Raw genomic sequence first — 16,280 nt, 5'->3', positions numbered from 1 at the left:
ATACCGTCGGGAGCGACATCACTCCACGCCAGTGGCGCGGAGCGCGGCACCAGCCGGTGAGTGTCGATCTCGAACATATGTTCGATGATACGGTCCGGCACCGACAGTTCCGCTCCTCGTCCTCACGGGCCGCCCGGCGAGTTCTCCACGGGCGCGAGCAGTTCCACGCCCTTGCAGAGGTGGGCCGGCGCAGTCGATGGGCGCACTTCGCGGGCAGCCTGCTCGACGTGCGGCGCGGAACGCCCCGCCGCCAAGCCGGTCCGGTGCCGCTGAGGTCGAGAGGAGCCTGATCATGCAACTCTGGAAGGTCACGAAGTCCGATTGAGGTGCTCGCCATCGGGGCTCCACAACTGAAGGAGCCACTCTTCTGGATCTCTGTCTGGTTCGTTCTCGTCCCCTCCGACGAGTACGGGTCCGCGCCGATAGCCTCGAACAACGTATGTCCCAGCCTCGGGCAGTTCGATCCTCAGCTCGTCAGGAGTTGCCGTGACGCCATCCAGGGTGAGAGACGCCTGGGTTGCCTCCAGCGCTCCTTCGAACGAATCTTCATAGCCGGGAACGTGCTCGGGGGCCGCGCTCCAGAGTTCCACGTGAACGCGGCTGCGACGATTCCCGCGGCCACAATGGAGCTGGATCATGCCAGTTCCTGAAGTGGCGATCTCATCACTGCCGATCGTTCGTCGGCCATCGGCCCTGTCGGGGTGCTCGTAATCGCAGAGGATCATATGATGAAACTCGCAGGTCAGAGTCCCGTCGACCGCTAGGTACTTCTGTGCCTTCGCCATCAGGGCTCCAGGGATGGGTGGCCGGCGCTCGGACTTGAGCGCCGCAGCCAGGCTCTCCGACCCCTTCGCCCCGTCACTGCCGCCTTCACCCCTCCCGCCGACCATGCCCCCGGTCCGCCCCCTGTGCCGCGGCCATCCGCCGCTTGACGGCGGGGAGGTGGTTCACCACCCGCATGCCCATGCGCATCCCGGCCAGGGCGAGGCGTCCGACCACCGGCTTGTACAGGGCGGCGTCGCCGTCGAAGCGTTCCAGGGACTTCGCCACGAGCGGCCAGGCGTAGTCGTGCATCTGCCGTTCGTAGTCGGCGACCGCGTCGAGTTCCGGGGCGCCGTCACCGTCGGCCGCGATGAGGGCGGCGGCCAGGATCCGGGCGTCGCGCAACGCGGTGTTGGCGCCCACGCCGAGCCCTGGGGTCATCGTGTGGATCGCGTCGCCGATCAGCGTGACCGAGCTGGACGGCCACGGCTCCACCGGCTCCGAGGTGCGGACGTTGACGGGGAAGCAGGTCGAGGGATCCGTGAGCCGGAACAGTTCGCGGAGGTCGGGGTGCCAGGTGGTCGTCGTGTCGAGCACGATGCGGTGCAGCGCGGCTCCGTCGAGTCGCATGAAGTCGGCGGGCAGGCGGCGGCGGTGCGCGCTGAAGCCCCAGCTGATGTAGTCGCGGGTGTTGTCGAAGGCCAACCCGGGCCACGCGCGCAGCAGTTCGGCGTCGTTGCCGCCGATGCCCCGCTTCACCGTCCCGTCGTGGTCCCAGGGGAACTCCATCACGTGCAGGATGGCGCCGTTGCCGTGCGGCGCGTGCACCATCGAGACGCCGCGGAGCACTCTCGGCGGTAGCAGCGCGCGGGTCTCGTCGGTCAGCGGGAGCTTGCCGGTGACGGCGAAGAGGCCGGTCTCCACGAGCCGGGCCCGGGGGAGGTACTGCCGGCGCACCGCCGACGACGTGCCGTCGGCGCCCACGAGCAGATCGCCGGTCGTGTGGCTGCCGTCGGCGAAGAACGCGGTGACCGTGCCGTCGTCGTGCTGCTCGTACCGGACGAACTTCCGGTCGAACGACACGACGTCCTCGAGTCCGGTGAGCAGCACCTGGCGCAGGGTGATCCGGCTGACCGAGCACTCGTCGTCGGCACCGGTGCCGAAGTCACCGGTGCTCATGCCGAGCAGCTCCTTCATCCGCTCGTCGTACATCGTGAAGTAGGTGGGCGTGATGGCGACGGTCGCCCGGAAGGTGTCGTAGAGCGGGCCGGGCAGGCAGGCGCGCAAGGCGCCGGCACCGTCCGGGGAGATCCCCACCCGGTGGCCGAAGAGCCCGTCGGTCCTGGTCCGGTCGCGTTCGAAGACCTCCACCTCGACGGCCGCCCGGTGGAGTGCCTGGGCCAGGCACAGCCCTCCGGCGCCGGCGCCGATGACGAGTACCCGCATGTCGTTGCTCCTTGCTGATCGGCCATGACGACGCCGTGATAGTCGCATCAACACTAGTGTCGAGGCAACTAGTGTTAGCGTGACCGTATGGCGTCGACGTTCCGCCGCTCTCCGCTCGCGCTGGCCGTCCTCGGGCTGCTCGAGGCCGCGCCGCTGCACCCGTACGGCATCCAGCAGCTCGTCCGGCAGTGGGGCAAGGACCAGGTCATCAACGTCGGTCAGCGGGCGAGCCTCTACAAGATGATCATCAGGCTCCGCGACGCGGGACTGATCGAGGTGCAGGGCACCGGGCGCGACGAGCAGTACCCGGAGCGAACGATCTACCAGGTCACGCCGGAGGGGCGGGCGGTCGGCCGGGAGTGGCTCGCCGAGATCCTCTCGACGCCGCGCAACGAGTTCCCCGAGTTCCCCGCCGCGCTGTCGTTCCTCCCGATGCTCACCCCCGACGAGGCAGCCGAACTGCTCGAACAGCGCCGCGAACGGCTGGTGCAGCGGCTCGCGGAGCTGGACGCGGGGATCGCCGTGGCGACCGACGCCGGGCTGCCCCGCGTCACCGTGGCGGAGGGGGAGTACGTCCGCGCCGTCACCGCCGCCGAGCTGCGCTGGGTGGGCGAGTACCTCGACGACCTGCGCGACGGGTCGGCGCGATGGACCCGCGACGAGCTCGAGGCCTGGGCGACCGCCCCGCAGCCCTGACCAGGGGTGGCCCCGCACACGAGAACGCCACGTTCACACCCCTCGTGACGTGAACGTGGCGTTCCGGCGGGACCGCGAAGCCCTCTTCAGTGGCGGGCCGGACCCCCGTACCCGACGGCCTCGAGCAGGCGGGAGCGACGTTGTCCGGTGGCGGGCGTGGCGACCCTCGGGCGCTCGGGGTTGGGCGAGACCTTCCCGATGATCTGTTCGGCGAAGCCGTAGAGCAGGGGGAGTGCGCCCGCCACGACACCGCCCGAGCGGTTGATGTGCTTCAGGCCGGGCCGGATCACCGCGGCGTCCTCGACGACCTTCTGCACCAGTTCGTCACCGGCTTCGAGGGTGGTGGCGATCCGGGCCAGCAGCGAGCCCGTCCAGTACAGGAAGAACGCCAGCCCGGCGATCAGCACGACGATCTCAACGACGGTCAGGACGATCAGCGTCGACTCCGACATGGCTAGACGCTCCCTTCGGAGCCGGCGGTGCTTCCGGCCGGGGTGGGGATGGCGCCGACAGCGCGCCCGAGGAACAGGTGGTGCTGCAGACCCTCCGCGAGCACGAGGTCGAGCCCGTCCCCGGTGGTGGGGATGAGCGTGGTGTCGGCGGTGTTGGCGGTGATCGCGGTGAGGGTGCCGCCGATCGCGGTGGTGTGCCGGTCGATCCGCTTGACGTACGCGATGAGCATGCTGAGCAGCACGACCACCGCGATGATGACGACCAGGCCGATCACCAGGATCACCGTCCAGTACGTGATCTCACCCGAGGAGAGCGGCCCAGGAGAAGTGGACACGGTCAGCCTCCCAGCCGCGCGCGGCCGCGCTGCAGGCCACCGATGATCGCGGTGGCGTGGTCGATGGTCTGGTGCAGGCCGGCCAGGCCTGCCGTGTGGACGCGGGCCCGGTTCAGCTCCGCGTCGAGTTCCTGCGCCTGCGTGCCGATCTTGTAGGCCAGCACCAGGATCGGCGTCACCAGCGCGACGACCACCACGACCACCACCAGCCCGATGACCAGGCCGAGGGTCCATCCGAAGGGAACCATCACAACTCCGCTCCTCACACCGTCTCGGTCCAGGCCCGCACGGGGGCGAGGTTCGCGTTCACGGACGGCACCACCTCGGGCACCGTGCTGGTGCGGTCGGCGACCGTGCGCACACCGCCGAGCAGGGCTCCGAGCGTGGTGTGCACGTGGCGCAGGTGCAGGATCACCCGCAGCAGGCCGACCGCCGTGACGGCGATGATCAGTACGGCGATCACGATCGTGACCCAGGCGACCACAGGCATGGTCCCGTCCCCCCTACTTCGCCGGGAGCAGCGTCGCGACGCTGCCCGCGTACCTCGTGGCGCCCACCGCGATCTGCTCGACCGTGGCGTCGGTGGTCGCGAGCAGTTCGGGGACGTCCTGCACCTCGCCCACCAACTCCACGCCGTGGACGAGGAGGTCGTCGGCCGCGGCCCGGATCCGTTCCACCGCGGCGAGCACCCGGTTGAGCAGGGCGATCACCACGGGGAGCACGACGAACAGCAGCAGTGCGTTGCCGATCCACCAGAGCACCATGCCGATCTCCTCTCAGCGCAGCCGCGCGCGGTCGTAGGGCAGGACGAACCGGGCGAAGATGCGCTCGAGGGCCATCACGGCGGCCCGTAGCCCGATGGCGAGCCCGCTGGCCGGCTTCGCGGTGCGCACGGCAGTGGCCGTGCCGCCGCCCGCGCCCTGGTTGTCGATGTTGTACTGCAGGCACTCGGCGAAGTTGTTCATCAGCACGCTGGTGACGTCGGAGATCATCCCGCGCCCGAACTGGGCGGCCGCCCCGGAGACGGTGAGGTCCTGGGCGACCTGCACCCGGGTGCCCCGGCCTGCGGCCACGAGGGTGGCGGTCACCGTCATGGCCGCCGTGCCCTTGCCCTTGTCCTCGGAGCCTGCCGCGTCGAGCACCATCCGGTGGGCTCGCTCGTCGGTCTCGACGATCCGGGCCGTGCCGCTGAAGTTGAGCTTGACCGGACCCAGCCGGGTGGTGACCTTGCCCTGGTAGGTGCCGTCCCCGTCGTCGCCGACCAGTTCCGCGCCGGGCAGGCACGGCACGAGGTTGGGGACGTCGAGCAGGTAGGCCCAGACCTTGTCGACGGGAGCGGCGACCTCGAACTCGTTATCGATAAGCATTCGTCACTTCTTCCTCGGCACTGCGGATCGGGGGTGCCCCGGACACGTCCTGCCCGTCCTGGACGGCCTGCCAGACGCGGTCCGGCAGCAGCGGCATGTCGATGTTGCGCACGCCCGTGTCGGACAGGGCGTCCAGTACGGCGTTGACGAACGCGGCCGGCCCGCCGACCGCGGCGCACTCGCCGACGCCCTTGGCGCCGATCGGGTGGTGCGGGCACGGGGTGACCACCTCGTGCAGCTCGAAGCCCGGGGTCTCCCACGACGTCGGCAGCAGGTAGTCCATGTAGTTCGAGCCGACGATGTTGCCCTCGGCGTCGTAGGTCTGGAACTGCATGTTGGCCATCGCGTAGGCCTCGGTGAGCCCGCCCATGATCTGCCCCTCGACGACCATGGGATTGATCCGCACCCCGCAGTCGTCGACGGCGACCACCCGCAGGACGTCCCACACGCCCGTCTCCGGGTCGACCTCGACGGTTGCGATGTAACAGGCGAACGGCCAGGTCAGGTTGGGTGGGTCGTAGTAGGCGTTGAACTCCAGGCCGGGCTCCATGGCGTCGGGCATGTTGGAGTACGCGGCCATCGCGCACTCCTGGATGGTGGCGCCCCGCTGCGGCGCGCCGCGCACGAAGAACCGGCCGAGCTCCCACTCGATGTCCTCTTCGGACACCTCCAACAGGTGCGCGGCGAGCTTGCGTGCCTTGGCGCGGACCTTGCGGGAGACCATCGAGACCGCGGCGCCCGCGACCGGCGTGCTGCGGGAGGCGTAGGTGCCCATCCCGAACGGCGCCGTGTCGGTGTCGCCCTCCTCGACGATCACGTCGGCCGCCGGGATGCCCAGCTCGTGGCTCACGATCTGCGCCCAGGTGGTCTCGTGCCCCTGGCCCTGGGTCTTCGCGCCCGTCCGCAGGATCGCCTTGCCGGTCATGTGCACCCGCAGCTCGGCGGAGTCGAACATCTTGATGCCGAGGATGTCGTACTCGCGGCTGTTGCCCGCCCCGAGCGGCTCGGTCATCGTGGAGATCCCGATGCCGAGCCGGCGCCCCCGCGAGCGGGCGATCTCCTGGTCCTTGCGGAAGTCGTCGTAGCCGATGGCGTCGAGCCCGAGCTGCAGGCACTTCCCGTACTGCCCGGAGTCGACGAGGAACCCGAACGCCGTGCGGTGCGGGAACTGGTCGTCACGCAACAGGTTACGGCGCCGGAACTCGGCCTGGTCGATGCCCAGGTCGGCGGCGGCCGCCGCCACCATGCGCTCCTGGAAGTACATCGCCTCGGTCACCCGGAACGAGCACCGGTACGCGACGCCGCCGGGAGCCTTGTTGGTGTAGTGGCCCTGCGCGGTGATGAGGCCGGTGGGCACGTTGTAACAGGCGAACGCCGAGTGCAGCAGCCCGATCTTGAACTTGCTGGGCTGGGCGTCGGCGAAGAACGCGCCCTGGTCGGTGTCGGCGCGGAAGCGGACGGCGAGGATCGTGCCGTCGGCGCGCAGCGCCATCTCGCTGTCGAGGTACATGTCGCGGCCGAACCCGGTGGAGCTCAGGTTCCCGGACTTGTCCTCGATCCACTTGACGGGCTTGCCGAGCAGGATCGAGCAGAGGATCGACGCGACGTAGCCCGGGTAGACCGGCACCTTGTTGCCGAACCCGCCCCCGATGTCGGGGGAGACGATCCGGATCATGTGCTCGGGCAGCTCCGCCACCAGTGCCACGGCGGCCCGGATGATGTGCGGCGCCTGGGTGGTCATGTAGACGGTGAGCTTCTGCGTGCCCGGGTCGAAGTCGGCGATCGACCCGCAGCACTCGATCGGCGAGGGATGGCTGCGCGGGTAGTGCAGCTTCATCCGGGACACGTGGTCCGCCTCGGCGAACGCGCGCTCGGTGGCCTCGCGGTCGCCGACCTCCCACCGGTAGCAGGTGTTGTCGGTCTGGCCCTCCTTGTCATCCCGGATGATCGGCGCGCCCGGTGCCTGCGCCTGCTCCGGGTTGACGATCGGCGGCAGCGGCTCGTACTCGACGACGATCGCCTCGCAGCCGTCCTTGGCGATGTACGGGTCGTCGGCCACGACGACGCACACCTCCTGGCCCTGGAACCGCACCTTGTCGGTGGCCAGCACCGCCTGGGTGTCGTACGACAGCGTGGGCATCCAGGCGAGGTTGCGCTGGGCCATCATCTCGCCGGTCAGCACCAGACGGACGCCCGGGATCTCCCAGGCCTTGCTCGTGTCGATGGACGTGATCCGGGCGTGGGCCAGCGGGCTGCGCAGGATCTCCATGTGCAGCATGCCGGGCAGCTTGATGTCGTCGGTGTAGTTGCCGCGGCCGCGGACGAAGCGGCTGTCCTCCACCCGGCGCCGGCTCGCACCAAGCCCGCCGATCTTGACCTCGTCGAGCGCTGTCATGACCCCTCCCCGCTGCCCGACCCGTTGGTGCCGGCCCCGTTGTTCGCGGGAGCCTGCTTGCGCGCCGCCCACAGCACGGCCTTGACGATGTTCTGGTAGCCCGTGCAGCGGCAGAGGTTGCCCGACAGCGCCCAGCGCACCTCGTCCTCCGACGGGTCGGGGTTGCGTTCCAGCAGGGCCTTCGAGGACAACATCATCCCGGGGGTGCAGAAGCCGCACTGGAGCCCGTGCTCGATCGAGAACCCCTCCTGCACGGGGTCGAGCTCGCTGGGAGTGCCCAGGCCCTCCACCGTGGTGACCTCGTGCCCGTCGGCCTGGACGGCGAGCATCGTGCAGGACTTCACCGGTTCGCCGTCGACGAGCACGGTGCACGCGCCGCAGCTCGTGGTGTCGCACCCGAGGTGGGTGCCGGTGAGCGCCAGGCCCTCGCGGAGCAGGTGCACCAGGAGCAGCCGGGGCTCCACCTCCACCACCCGGCGCGTGCCGTTGACCGTGAGAGCGACCCGCCGCTCGTCCGCGCCGAGCTCCCTGACCTCGCTCGACTCGCCGTACCTCATGCTGCAACCGCCTCACTGCGGGCGAGCCCGCGCCGGACGAAGGTCGCCACCACGTGGCGCTTGTAGGCGGCACTGCCGCGGTGGTCGCTCCTGGGCTTCGCGGCCTCGGCGGCGAGCGCCGCGGCCTCCTCGATCGACTCGGAGCTCAAGGGCCGCCCGACGAGCGCCTGCTCGGCGGCGGTGGCCTGGATGTTGTTTGGGCCGACACCGGTGAGCGCGATGCCTGCTCTGGTGACCCGGCCGCCCGCGGTCTGCAGCGCGACCGCCACACCGGCCGTGGCGAAGTCGCCGACGCGGCGCTCGAGCTTGAGATAGGTGCCCGACACCTCGCCGGTCGGCGCGGGCACGACGGCCTCCACCGCGATCTCGCCGGGCAGCAGCGCGTTCTGGAACGGCCCGACGCTGAACTCGGCCGCCGGGATCGTGCGCCGCCCGGACGGGCCCTCGGCCACGACGTGCCCGCCGAGCGCGAGCAGCACGGACGCCCAGTCGCCCTGGGGGTCGGAGTGGCACAGCGAGCCGACCAGCGTGCCGCGGTTGCGGACGATCGGGTCGGCGATCATCGGGGCCGCCGAGGCCATCAACGGGTGCTTCGCCGCGAGCAGCGCGGAGCGCTCCAGCGTGGCGTGCCGGCACAGGGCGCCGACGTGCAGCGTGCCGTCGGGGTCCTCCCGGTGGTGGTCGAGCCCGGGGATGCCGTTGATGTCGACGAGCAGTTCGGGCGCGGCGAACCGCAGCTTCAGCAGCGGGACGAGGCTCTGGCCGCCTGCCAGCACCTTGGCCTCGTCACCGAACTGCCGCAGCAGTGCGAGTGCCTCGTCCAGGGAGCGGGGGGCCTCGAAGCGAAAGCGGGACGGATACATCCGGATCTCCTGCCGGTCTACGGGCGGGTGCCCGGCCGGGGACGCCCGCCGGGGTCGCGTTCCGGTTCGGCGACGGCCACGGGGAGCGACTCGTCCTCGGGGTCGGGGCGCGGCTCCTGGTGCGGCGGCCACGGCCCGGCGACGGGCTGGCTCGCGATCTTGAGGTACTCGGTGATCTGGGGCCACGCCCAGATCGTCGGGCTCTTTCCGGTCTTCGGAGCCCCTTCGATCAGCTCGTACATTCGGGGGTTGTCCTGGCTGTGCCCACTCGACTCGATCGCCATCCGTCCTCACTCGCCTCGTTGCGGTGCGTGCCGGCCGTCACCGACTGCTATCGGCTGATCGCTGTCAGGATGGTGCGGAAGCTCACAGCGATCGGGCTGGCGTGTCAAGTGCCGACATGCTGCACCCGATCGGTGCATCCGGTCTTCCTGGCCTAAGCGATGGCTTAAGAGGTCTTGCCGGGCCGGATCGGTGAGGGACACGATGGCCCGCACCCAGCGTCGGGAGCGAGATGCAGGTACCTGCGCAGTTCGAGTACCAGCGCGCCACGAGCGTCGAGCACGCCATCGCGCTGCTGACCCGGCACGGGCCCGAGTCGCGGTTGGTGGCGGGTGGTCACAGTCTCATCCCCATGATGAAGCTGCGCCTCGCGCAGCCCGAGATGCTGATCGACATCAACGACCTCACCGAGCTGGGCTCGATCCACCTCGAGGAGGAGACGCTGCGGCTCGGGGCGATGCTGCGCCACTCCGAGCTGCTGGCCTCACCCGAGGTCGGGGTGCTCTACCCGATGCTGCACGACGCCGAGCGCGTGATCGCCGACCCCGTCGTGCGCAACCGGGGCACCGTCGGGGGATCGGTGTGCCAGGCCGATCCGTCCGAGGACCTGTCGGGCGCCTTCTGCGCGCTGCGTGCCGTGGCCGTCGTCCAGGGGTGTTCGAGCGCGGGCGAGCCCTACACCCGCACGGTGCCGATGCGCGAGTTCTTCACCGGCCCGTACCAGACGGTGGTGGCCGACGCCGAGCTGCTGGTGGAGCTGCGGCTCCCGATCCGGCCGGGCGGGAGCAGCGCCTACGTCAAGGTCGACCGCCGGTCGGGCGACTGGGCCGTCGCGGCCGCGGCCGCCGCCCTGTGGCTCGACGGCGACGTGGTCACCGAGGTCGGGCTGGGCCTCACCGCCGTCGGGGCGCGGAACTTCGTCGCCGAGGAGGCCGAGCAGTACCTGCGCGGGCGGCGGGCCACCCCGGAGGCCTTCCGGGAGGCGGCCCGGATCGCCGCCGTGCACTGCTCGCCGTCCGACGACCAGCGCGGCCCCGCCGACTACAAGCGGCACCTCGCGGGCGAGCTGACCGGCCGCGCACTGGCGCGGGCAGCCGCCAGGGCGGGACGGGAGGTGCCGTGGAGATCACCGTCACGGTGAACGGCCAGGAGTACACGCGGGAGGTCGAGCCACGGCTGCTGCTCGTGCACCTGCTGCGCGACGAGCTCGGGCTGACCGGCACCCACTGGGGCTGTGACACGTCCAACTGCGGGGCGTGCACGGTGTGGATGGACCGGATACCCGTCAAGTCCTGCACCGTGCTCGCCGCGATGGCCGACGGGCGTGACGTGCACACCGTCGAGGGCCTGGAGACGCCGTTCGGGCTCGACCAGCTGCAGGTCTCGTTCACCGAGTGCCACGGGTTGCAGTGCGGGTTCTGCACGCCCGGGATGCTGATGACCGCGCGCTGGCTGCTCGACCACTGCCCCGATCCGTCCGAGACCGAGATCCGGGAGGCCATCTCCGGCCAGACCTGCCGGTGCACGGGCTACGAGAACATCGTGCGGTCGGTGCGGCACGCGGCCGAGTCGGAGCGGGCGCCGTGAGCGCGCTGCCCGTCGAGTCCGAGCCCGCCGTGCCGATGGGGCACGGGCGGATGCTCCGCAAGGAGGACGCCCGGTTCATCCGCGGCCGCGGCCGGTTCGTCGACGACATCCAGCTGCCGGGCATGCTGCACGGCGCGGTGCTGCGCAGCCCGTACGCGCACGCGCGGATCCTGTCGGTCGACGTGAGTGCCGCGGAGTCGCACCCGAAGGTGCGGGCGGTGATCACCGGGGACATGCTCGCCGAGCGGGGCCTGGCCTGGATGCCGACGCTCTCCCACGACGTGGCCGCCGTGCTCGCCACCGACAAGGTGCGCTACCAGGGGCAGGAGGTGGCGTTCGTCGTCGCCGAGAGCCGGTACGCCGCACGGGACGCCCTGGCCCTGATCGACGTCGAGTACGAGCCGCTGCCACCGGTGATCGACGCCCGGCAGGCGCTCGACCCGGACGCGGCACTGGTGCGCGACGAGATCGACGGGCGCACCGACAACCGCGTGTTCGACTGGGAGTCGGGCGACGCCGCGGCCACCGACGCCGCCTTCGCCGCGGCCGACCACGTGAGCGCGTGCGACCTGCTCTACCCCCGGGTCCATCCCGCGCCGCTGGAGACCTGCGGCACCGTCGCGAGCGTCGACCGGGTGAGCGGCAAGCTCACCGTGTACGCCACCACGCAGGCGCCGCACGCGCACCGCGTGCTCTACGCGACGATCGCCGGGATCCCGGAGCACAAGATCCAGATCATCGCCCCGGACATCGGCGGCGGGTTCGGCAACAAGGTCGGGATGTACCCCGGCTACCTGTGCGCCGTGGTCGGCTCGATCCTCACCGGCGCGCCGGTGAAGTGGACCGAGGACCGCTCCGAGAACCTCATGACCACCTCGTTCGCCCGCGACTACCACATGCGCGGCGAGATCGCGGCCACCGCCGACGGACGGATCCTGGCCCTGCGGGTGCGGGTGCTGGCCGACCACGGGGCCTTCAACGGCACCGCCCAGCCGTCGAAGTTCCCGGCCGGGTTCTTCCACATCTTCACCGGCTCCTACGACGTGCCGGCTGCGCACTGCCGGGTCACCGGCGTGTACACGAACAAGGCTCCCGGCGGCGTCGCCTACGCGTGCTCGTTCCGCGTGACGGAGGCGTCCTACCTGGTCGAACGCCTGACCGACGTGCTGGCCCACGACCTCGGGCTCGACCCGGCCGACGTCCGGCGGCGCAACCTGCTGCGTCCCGACCAGTTCCCGTACCGGTGCGCCACCGGCTGGGAGTACGACTCCGGCGACTACCCGCGCACGCTGGAGCTGGCGCTGGAGATGGCCGGCTACGACGAGCTGCGCCGCGAGCAGGCGCAGCGGCGCCGCGAGTACGCGGAGACCGGTAGCGGCACGCTGATGGGCGTCGGGATCAGCTTCTTCACCGAGGCGGTCGGGGCGGGTCCGCGGGGGCAGATGGACATCGCCGGGTTCGGGATGGCCGACGGCGCCGAGCTGCGGGTGCACCCCACGGGCTCGGCGGTGCTGCGGCTGTCGTGCATGTCGCAGGGCCAGGGCCACGAGACCACGTTCGCGCAGATGGTGTCCGAGGAGCTGGGGATCCCGCCGGACGAGGTGGAGGTCGTGCAGGGCGACACCGACCGCACACCGTTCGGGCTGGGCACCTACGGCTCGCGGTCGACGCCGGTGTCCGGGGCGGCTGCGGTGCTGGCCGCGCGCAAGGTGCGCGAGCGTGCCCGGCTGGTGGCCGCGGCGGTGCTGGAGGTCTCGGCCGACGACCTGGTGTGGGAGAAGGGCCGGTTCCACGTGCGCGGCGACCGCACCGCCGGCATCACGATGCGCGAGATCGCGCTGGCGGCCCACTCCGACCTCGATCTCCCCGACGCCGTCGAGGGCCACCTGGACGCCACCTGCGTCTACAACCCGCCGAACCTGACGTTCCCGTGCGGCGCCTACATCTGCGTGGTCGACGTCGATCCGGGCACCGGGCAGGTGCAGGTCCGCCGGTTCGTCGCGGTGGACGACTGCGGCGTCCGGATCAACCCGATGATCGTCGAGGGGCAGGTGCACGGCGGTCTAGCCGACGGGATCGGGATGGCGCTGATGGAGCTCATGGCGTTCGACCGCGACGGCAACCACCTCGGGGCGTCGTTCATGGACTACCTGCTGCCGACGTCGATGGAGTGCCCGTCGTGGGAGCTGGGGGAGACGGTCACGCCGTCGCCGCACCACCCCATCGGTGCCAAGGGTGTGGGGGAGTCGGCCACCGTCGGCTCGCCCGCCGCGGTGGTCAACGCGGTGCTGGACGCGATCGGGGTGCGGCACGCCGACATGCCGCTCACCCCGGCGCAGGTGTGGCGAGCCCTGCAGGGCACGCCGCTGCGCACGGACCTGGCGATCGGAGAGCGATCATGAGAGCCGACCTGCTGTCACGGGTGGACGGGCTGCGGTCCGGGCGCACCCCCTTCGTGCTGGCCACGGTGGTGCGGGCCGAGCGCCCGACGAGCGCGAAACCGGGTGACTGCGCCCTGGTGCTGGCCGACGGCACGATCGACGGTTTCGTGGGCGGTGCCTGCGCCGAGTCCACCGTGCGGCTGGAGAGCCTGCGGCTGCTGCAGGCGGGGGAGTCGGGGCTGCTGCGGATCACCCCGCGCGCCGACGATGACGACGAGGCCGCCGAGGAGGGCGTGCGCACCGTCGGCAACCCGTGCCTGTCCGGCGGCACGCTGGAGATCTTCCTGGAGGCGATGATCCCGCCCGCGCTGGTGTCGGTGCACGGTGAGGCGCCGGTGGCCAGGGCGCTGGTACGGGTCGGGCACGCCCTGGACTGGGACGTGCGCGCGAGCGTCGACCCCACCACCCCGATCGCGCCGGACACCTCGGCCGTGGTCGTGGCCTCCCACGGGCGCGACGAGGCCGCGGTGCTGCGGGCGGCGCTCGACGCCGGCGTCTCCTACGTGGCGCTGGTGGCGAGCAGGCGCCGAGCGGCCGGGGTGCTCGATGAGCTCGCCGCGCTGGGGGTGTCGCCCGCGCTGCGGGAGCGGATCCACGCCCCCGCCGGGCTCGACATCGGGGCGCGGACCGCTCCGGAGATCGCGCTCTCGGTGTTCGCCGAGATCGTCAGACACCGGCCTGAGGTCGCCCGGCCGGAGGACGGCACCGCGACCGCGCGCCCGGTGTCCGCGGTGGCTCTCGACCCGGTGTGCGGGATGCAGGTGGCGGTGACGGCCGCGAGCATCTCCGCCCAGCACGGCGGCGTCACCACGTACTTCTGCGGCACCGGGTGCCGGCAGGCGTTCCTCGACGATCCGCAGCGGTTCGCCCGGTGACCGACAGCGGCGGGGCCGCGGGCGAGGGCGTCGACGCGCTCGCCGCCGCGCTCGACGGCGCCGGCTACCTCGCCGACGACGCCCTGGCCACTGCGCTGTTCCTCGCCGTCCGGATGCGCCAGCCGATCCTGCTGGAGGGCGAGCCGGGCGTCGGCAAGACGGCCGCGGCCACCGCGCTCGCGGCCGTGCTGGACACGCCGCTGCTGCGGCTGCAGTGCTACGAGGGCCTCACCGCGTCCGAGGCGCTCTACGAGTGGAACTACCCCCGCCAGCTGCTGGCCATCCGGCTCGCCGAGGCGCGCGGCGAGGACGACCTCGCCGACACGGACCTGTTCACCGAGGCCTTCCTCATGCCCCGCCCGCTGCTCGCCGCGATCACGCACCCGGGGCCCGGTCCCGCGGTGCTGCTCGTCGACGAGATCGACCGCGCCGACGACGAGTTCGAGGCGTTCCTGTTCGAGGCGCTGGCCGACTCCGCCGTGACGATCCCGGAGCTGGGGACGCGCCGCGCGACCATCGCCCCCGTCGTCGTGCTCACGTCCAACCGCACGCGCGACCTGCACGACGCGCTGACGCGCCGCTGCCTCTACCACTGGATCGGCTACCCCGACGAGCAGCGCGTGGAGGAGATCGTGCGGCGCCGGGTGCCCGAGGCGGCCGGCTGGCTCGCCGGGCAGGTCGCGGCGGCCGTACAGCGGCTGCGCGGGCTGGACCTGCAGAAGAAGCCGGGCGTCGCGGAGGCGATCAGCTGGACGACCGCGTTGCACGTCCTGGGGATCACCACCCTCGACGAGGCGGGTGCCGAACGCACGCTCGGCACCGTGCTGAAGTACGACGAGGACGCCCGGCTGGCCCGCGCGACGGGCCTGGGCTCGCTGGTGTCCGGTGCCTGACGCGCGGGGCTGCTCGCATTGCAGCAAAGCCACTTTGATGCAACGAGGTTGCGTGAAAGTGGCTTTGCTGCAACCCGGTCGACCACCCGGCGGCGCCGGATGAGCCGCGGCGATCTCCCCGCGCTCGTGGCCCGGTTCACCGCGGCCTGCCACGACGCCGGGCTGCCCGTCGGGCCGGACCGGGCGGCGCGGTTCGCCCGTGCCGTCGTCGAGGTCGCCCCGACGACGACGCGGCGGCTGCGGCACTGCGCCGTGGCGACTCTCGTCTCCCACCCGGAGCAGCTCGCGCTGCTCGACCGCGTGTTCGCCGCGGTCTTCGAGGGCGCGACCGACGACGCCGGACCGCGTGGCGACCCGAACGCGCCACCGCCGGCCGCGTCACCGGCGACCCCGCTCGCCGGGGGCGACCCGCAGGGTCGGGAGGCCGGGGGCGTCAGCGTGCCGAGTGCGGCGGGCCCACCCGGTGACCGGGCGCAGCGCGAGGCGCCCGTCCGGGCCACGGCGGCGGCGACGGACCGTCTCGCGGGGCGGGAGTTCGAGGCGCTCTCGGCCGAGGAGCTCGCCCGGCTCATCGGCGCGATGCGGGCGCTGCGCGTGGCCACGCCGGTCCGCCGCTCGCGCCGCACCCGCAGCGCGTCGCACGGGGACCGCATCGACCTGCGGTCCACGCTGCGCGCGGCCGCGCGCACCGGGGGCGATCCCGTGCGTCTCGCCCGCCGCCGCGCCCGCACCCGCCCGCGCCGGCTGGTGGTGCTCTGCGACATCTCCGGCTCGATGGAGCCCTACGCCCGGGCCCTGATCCAGCTGCTCTACTGCGCTGCGGGCACCGAGCGCGCCGAGGTGTTCACCTTCGCCACCCGGCTGACCAGGCTGACCAGAGCGCTGGCCCGCTCCACCCCCGCGGTCGCACTGCACCGGGCGGCGCTCCTCGCCCCCGACTGGTCCGGCGGCACCCGCATCGGCGAGGCACTGGCCCGCTTCAACGACGAGCACGGACGCCGCGGGATGGCCCGCGGCGCGGTGGTGCTCATCCTGTCCGACGGGTGGGAGACCGGTGACCCCGAGCAGCTGCGCCGGGAGATGGCCCGCCTGCGGCAGGTCGCGTACCGGATCGTCTGGGCCAACCCCCGCACCCGCCACCCGGACTACCGGCCGCTGGCCGGAGGCATGGCGGTCGCGTGGCCGTACTGCGACGAGGTGGTCAGCGCCCACAGCCTCGACGCGCTGGGGGACCTCCTGGCGGCGCTGGCGGGGCCGCGCCGAAGTTCAGGAAAGCCACTTTCAGGCCCGCAGAGGGCAGGAAAGTGGCTTTCCTGAACCCCCGGGGGG

At 71.8% G+C, this 16,280-nt stretch carries 19 protein-coding genes; 7 read left to right on the top strand and 12 right to left on the bottom strand.

What is annotated here, in order from left to right; genetic code table 11:
* Positions 1-308: 308 nt before the first annotated feature.
* The gene (locus AC5L35_RS34540) at positions 309-785 is read right to left on the bottom strand and encodes a hypothetical protein (protein ID WP_495063951.1); all 477 of its coding nucleotides are present in this window, start codon (positions 783-785) and stop codon (positions 309-311) included.
* An 85-nt stretch (positions 786-870) separates the two neighbouring features.
* Entirely contained in the window at positions 871-2,208 is a 1,338-nt protein-coding gene (locus AC5L35_RS34535; RefSeq protein WP_495063950.1) for an FAD-dependent oxidoreductase, read from the bottom strand.
* An 87-nt stretch (positions 2,209-2,295) separates the two neighbouring features.
* On the opposite strand from AC5L35_RS34535, the gene AC5L35_RS34530 reads away from it, so the two are divergent.
* Entirely contained in the window at positions 2,296-2,904 is a 609-nt protein-coding gene (locus tag AC5L35_RS34530; protein ID WP_495063949.1) for a PadR family transcriptional regulator, read from the top strand.
* A gap of 86 nt (positions 2,905-2,990) precedes the next feature.
* On the opposite strand, the gene AC5L35_RS34525 is transcribed toward AC5L35_RS34530, so the two are convergent.
* The 10 genes from AC5L35_RS34525 to AC5L35_RS34480 are packed head-to-tail and all read right to left on the bottom strand — an operon-like array spanning position 2,991 to position 9,157.
* Positions 2,991-3,356: a hypothetical protein gene (locus tag AC5L35_RS34525; protein WP_495063948.1), complete on the bottom strand. Its 366-nt coding sequence runs from the start codon at positions 3,354-3,356 to the stop codon at positions 2,991-2,993.
* A gap of 2 nt (positions 3,357-3,358) precedes the next feature.
* On the bottom strand, positions 3,359-3,691 hold the full coding sequence (locus tag AC5L35_RS34520; RefSeq protein WP_495063947.1) for a hypothetical protein: 333 nt from the start codon (positions 3,689-3,691) through the stop codon (positions 3,359-3,361).
* Positions 3,692-3,693: 2 nt separating this feature from the next.
* Positions 3,694-3,939 (bottom strand): hypothetical protein, encoded by a 246-nt coding sequence (locus AC5L35_RS34515; RefSeq protein WP_495063956.1) that lies wholly within the window; start codon positions 3,937-3,939, stop codon positions 3,694-3,696.
* 14 nt (positions 3,940-3,953) lie between these two features.
* Complete coding sequence (locus AC5L35_RS34510) at positions 3,954-4,181, bottom strand: hypothetical protein (protein ID WP_495063946.1); 228 nt, start codon at positions 4,179-4,181, stop codon at positions 3,954-3,956.
* 13 nt (positions 4,182-4,194) lie between these two features.
* On the bottom strand, positions 4,195-4,455 hold the full coding sequence (locus tag AC5L35_RS34505; RefSeq protein WP_495063945.1) for a hypothetical protein: 261 nt from the start codon (positions 4,453-4,455) through the stop codon (positions 4,195-4,197).
* A gap of 12 nt (positions 4,456-4,467) precedes the next feature.
* The gene (locus AC5L35_RS34500) at positions 4,468-5,058 is read right to left on the bottom strand and encodes an SRPBCC family protein (protein ID WP_495063944.1); all 591 of its coding nucleotides are present in this window, start codon (positions 5,056-5,058) and stop codon (positions 4,468-4,470) included.
* Positions 5,045-7,453: an aerobic carbon-monoxide dehydrogenase large subunit gene (locus AC5L35_RS34495; RefSeq protein WP_495063943.1), complete on the bottom strand. Its 2,409-nt coding sequence runs from the start codon at positions 7,451-7,453 to the stop codon at positions 5,045-5,047. The genes AC5L35_RS34500 and AC5L35_RS34495 overlap by 14 nt, the downstream gene beginning before the upstream one ends.
* Entirely contained in the window at positions 7,450-8,010 is a 561-nt protein-coding gene (locus AC5L35_RS34490) for a (2Fe-2S)-binding protein (RefSeq protein ID WP_495063942.1), read from the bottom strand. The genes AC5L35_RS34495 and AC5L35_RS34490 overlap by 4 nt, the downstream gene beginning before the upstream one ends.
* Positions 8,007-8,873 (bottom strand): FAD binding domain-containing protein, encoded by an 867-nt coding sequence (locus AC5L35_RS34485; RefSeq protein ID WP_495063941.1) that lies wholly within the window; start codon positions 8,871-8,873, stop codon positions 8,007-8,009. Before AC5L35_RS34485 ends, AC5L35_RS34490 begins: the two co-directional genes overlap by 4 nt.
* Before the next feature lie 17 nt (positions 8,874-8,890).
* Positions 8,891-9,157, bottom strand: coding sequence for a hypothetical protein (locus AC5L35_RS34480; protein WP_495063940.1), 267 nt, complete (start codon positions 9,155-9,157; stop codon positions 8,891-8,893).
* A 230-nt stretch (positions 9,158-9,387) separates the two neighbouring features.
* Here AC5L35_RS34480 and AC5L35_RS34475 point away from each other — a divergent pair, with 230 nt between their 5' ends.
* The 6 genes from AC5L35_RS34475 to AC5L35_RS34450 all read left to right on the top strand — a co-directional run bounded on the left by AC5L35_RS34475 (position 9,388) and on the right by AC5L35_RS34450 (position 16,268).
* On the top strand, positions 9,388-10,296 hold the full coding sequence (locus AC5L35_RS34475; RefSeq protein ID WP_495063939.1) for an FAD binding domain-containing protein: 909 nt from the start codon (positions 9,388-9,390) through the stop codon (positions 10,294-10,296).
* Entirely contained in the window at positions 10,275-10,742 is a 468-nt protein-coding gene (locus AC5L35_RS34470) for a (2Fe-2S)-binding protein (RefSeq protein ID WP_495063938.1), read from the top strand. Before AC5L35_RS34475 ends, AC5L35_RS34470 begins: the two co-directional genes overlap by 22 nt.
* A gap of 35 nt (positions 10,743-10,777) precedes the next feature.
* Positions 10,778-13,144 carry an aerobic carbon-monoxide dehydrogenase large subunit gene (locus AC5L35_RS34465; RefSeq protein ID WP_495063955.1) on the top strand — a complete coding sequence of 789 codons (2,367 nt, stop codon included), beginning with the start codon at positions 10,778-10,780 and terminating at the stop codon, positions 13,142-13,144.
* Positions 13,141-14,058: an XdhC family protein gene (locus AC5L35_RS34460; RefSeq protein ID WP_495063937.1), complete on the top strand. Its 918-nt coding sequence runs from the start codon at positions 13,141-13,143 to the stop codon at positions 14,056-14,058. The genes AC5L35_RS34465 and AC5L35_RS34460 overlap by 4 nt, the downstream gene beginning before the upstream one ends.
* Positions 14,055-14,951, top strand: coding sequence for an AAA family ATPase (locus AC5L35_RS34455; RefSeq protein ID WP_495063936.1), 897 nt, complete (start codon positions 14,055-14,057; stop codon positions 14,949-14,951). The genes AC5L35_RS34460 and AC5L35_RS34455 overlap by 4 nt, the downstream gene beginning before the upstream one ends.
* Positions 14,952-15,050: 99 nt before the next feature.
* Positions 15,051-16,268, top strand: coding sequence for a vWA domain-containing protein (locus tag AC5L35_RS34450; RefSeq protein ID WP_495063935.1), 1,218 nt, complete (start codon positions 15,051-15,053; stop codon positions 16,266-16,268).
* The last annotated feature ends 12 nt before the right edge of the window (positions 16,269-16,280 follow it).

It is taken from the genome of Pseudonocardia sp. OZ21 (assembly GCF_059359135.1).
Note: the sequence above shows the minus strand (reverse complement) of the source record. Positions and strands in the feature narration are given on the sequence as shown.

Coding starts and splice junctions, on each gene's coding strand:
- AC5L35_RS34540 (WP_495063951.1), bottom strand. CDS start 785: ATGGCGAAGGCACAGAAGTACCTAGCGGTCGACGGGACTCTGACCTGC.
- AC5L35_RS34535 (WP_495063950.1), bottom strand. CDS start 2,208: ATGCGGGTACTCGTCATCGGCGCCGGCGCCGGAGGGCTGTGCCTGGCC.
- AC5L35_RS34530 (WP_495063949.1), top strand. CDS start 2,296: ATGGCGTCGACGTTCCGCCGCTCTCCGCTCGCGCTGGCCGTCCTCGGG.
- AC5L35_RS34525 (WP_495063948.1), bottom strand. CDS start 3,356: ATGTCGGAGTCGACGCTGATCGTCCTGACCGTCGTTGAGATCGTCGTG.
- AC5L35_RS34515 (WP_495063956.1), bottom strand. CDS start 3,939: ATGGTTCCCTTCGGATGGACCCTCGGCCTGGTCATCGGGCTGGTGGTG.
- AC5L35_RS34510 (WP_495063946.1), bottom strand. CDS start 4,181: ATGCCTGTGGTCGCCTGGGTCACGATCGTGATCGCCGTACTGATCATC.
- AC5L35_RS34505 (WP_495063945.1), bottom strand. CDS start 4,455: ATGGTGCTCTGGTGGATCGGCAACGCACTGCTGCTGTTCGTCGTGCTC.
- AC5L35_RS34500 (WP_495063944.1), bottom strand. CDS start 5,058: ATGCTTATCGATAACGAGTTCGAGGTCGCCGCTCCCGTCGACAAGGTC.
- AC5L35_RS34495 (WP_495063943.1), bottom strand. CDS start 7,453: ATGACAGCGCTCGACGAGGTCAAGATCGGCGGGCTTGGTGCGAGCCGG.
- AC5L35_RS34490 (WP_495063942.1), bottom strand. CDS start 8,010: ATGAGGTACGGCGAGTCGAGCGAGGTCAGGGAGCTCGGCGCGGACGAG.
- AC5L35_RS34485 (WP_495063941.1), bottom strand. CDS start 8,873: ATGTATCCGTCCCGCTTTCGCTTCGAGGCCCCCCGCTCCCTGGACGAG.
- AC5L35_RS34480 (WP_495063940.1), bottom strand. CDS start 9,157: ATGGCGATCGAGTCGAGTGGGCACAGCCAGGACAACCCCCGAATGTAC.
- AC5L35_RS34475 (WP_495063939.1), top strand. CDS start 9,388: ATGCAGGTACCTGCGCAGTTCGAGTACCAGCGCGCCACGAGCGTCGAG.
- AC5L35_RS34465 (WP_495063955.1), top strand. CDS start 10,778: ATGGGGCACGGGCGGATGCTCCGCAAGGAGGACGCCCGGTTCATCCGC.
- AC5L35_RS34460 (WP_495063937.1), top strand. CDS start 13,141: ATGAGAGCCGACCTGCTGTCACGGGTGGACGGGCTGCGGTCCGGGCGC.
- AC5L35_RS34450 (WP_495063935.1), top strand. CDS start 15,051: ATGAGCCGCGGCGATCTCCCCGCGCTCGTGGCCCGGTTCACCGCGGCC.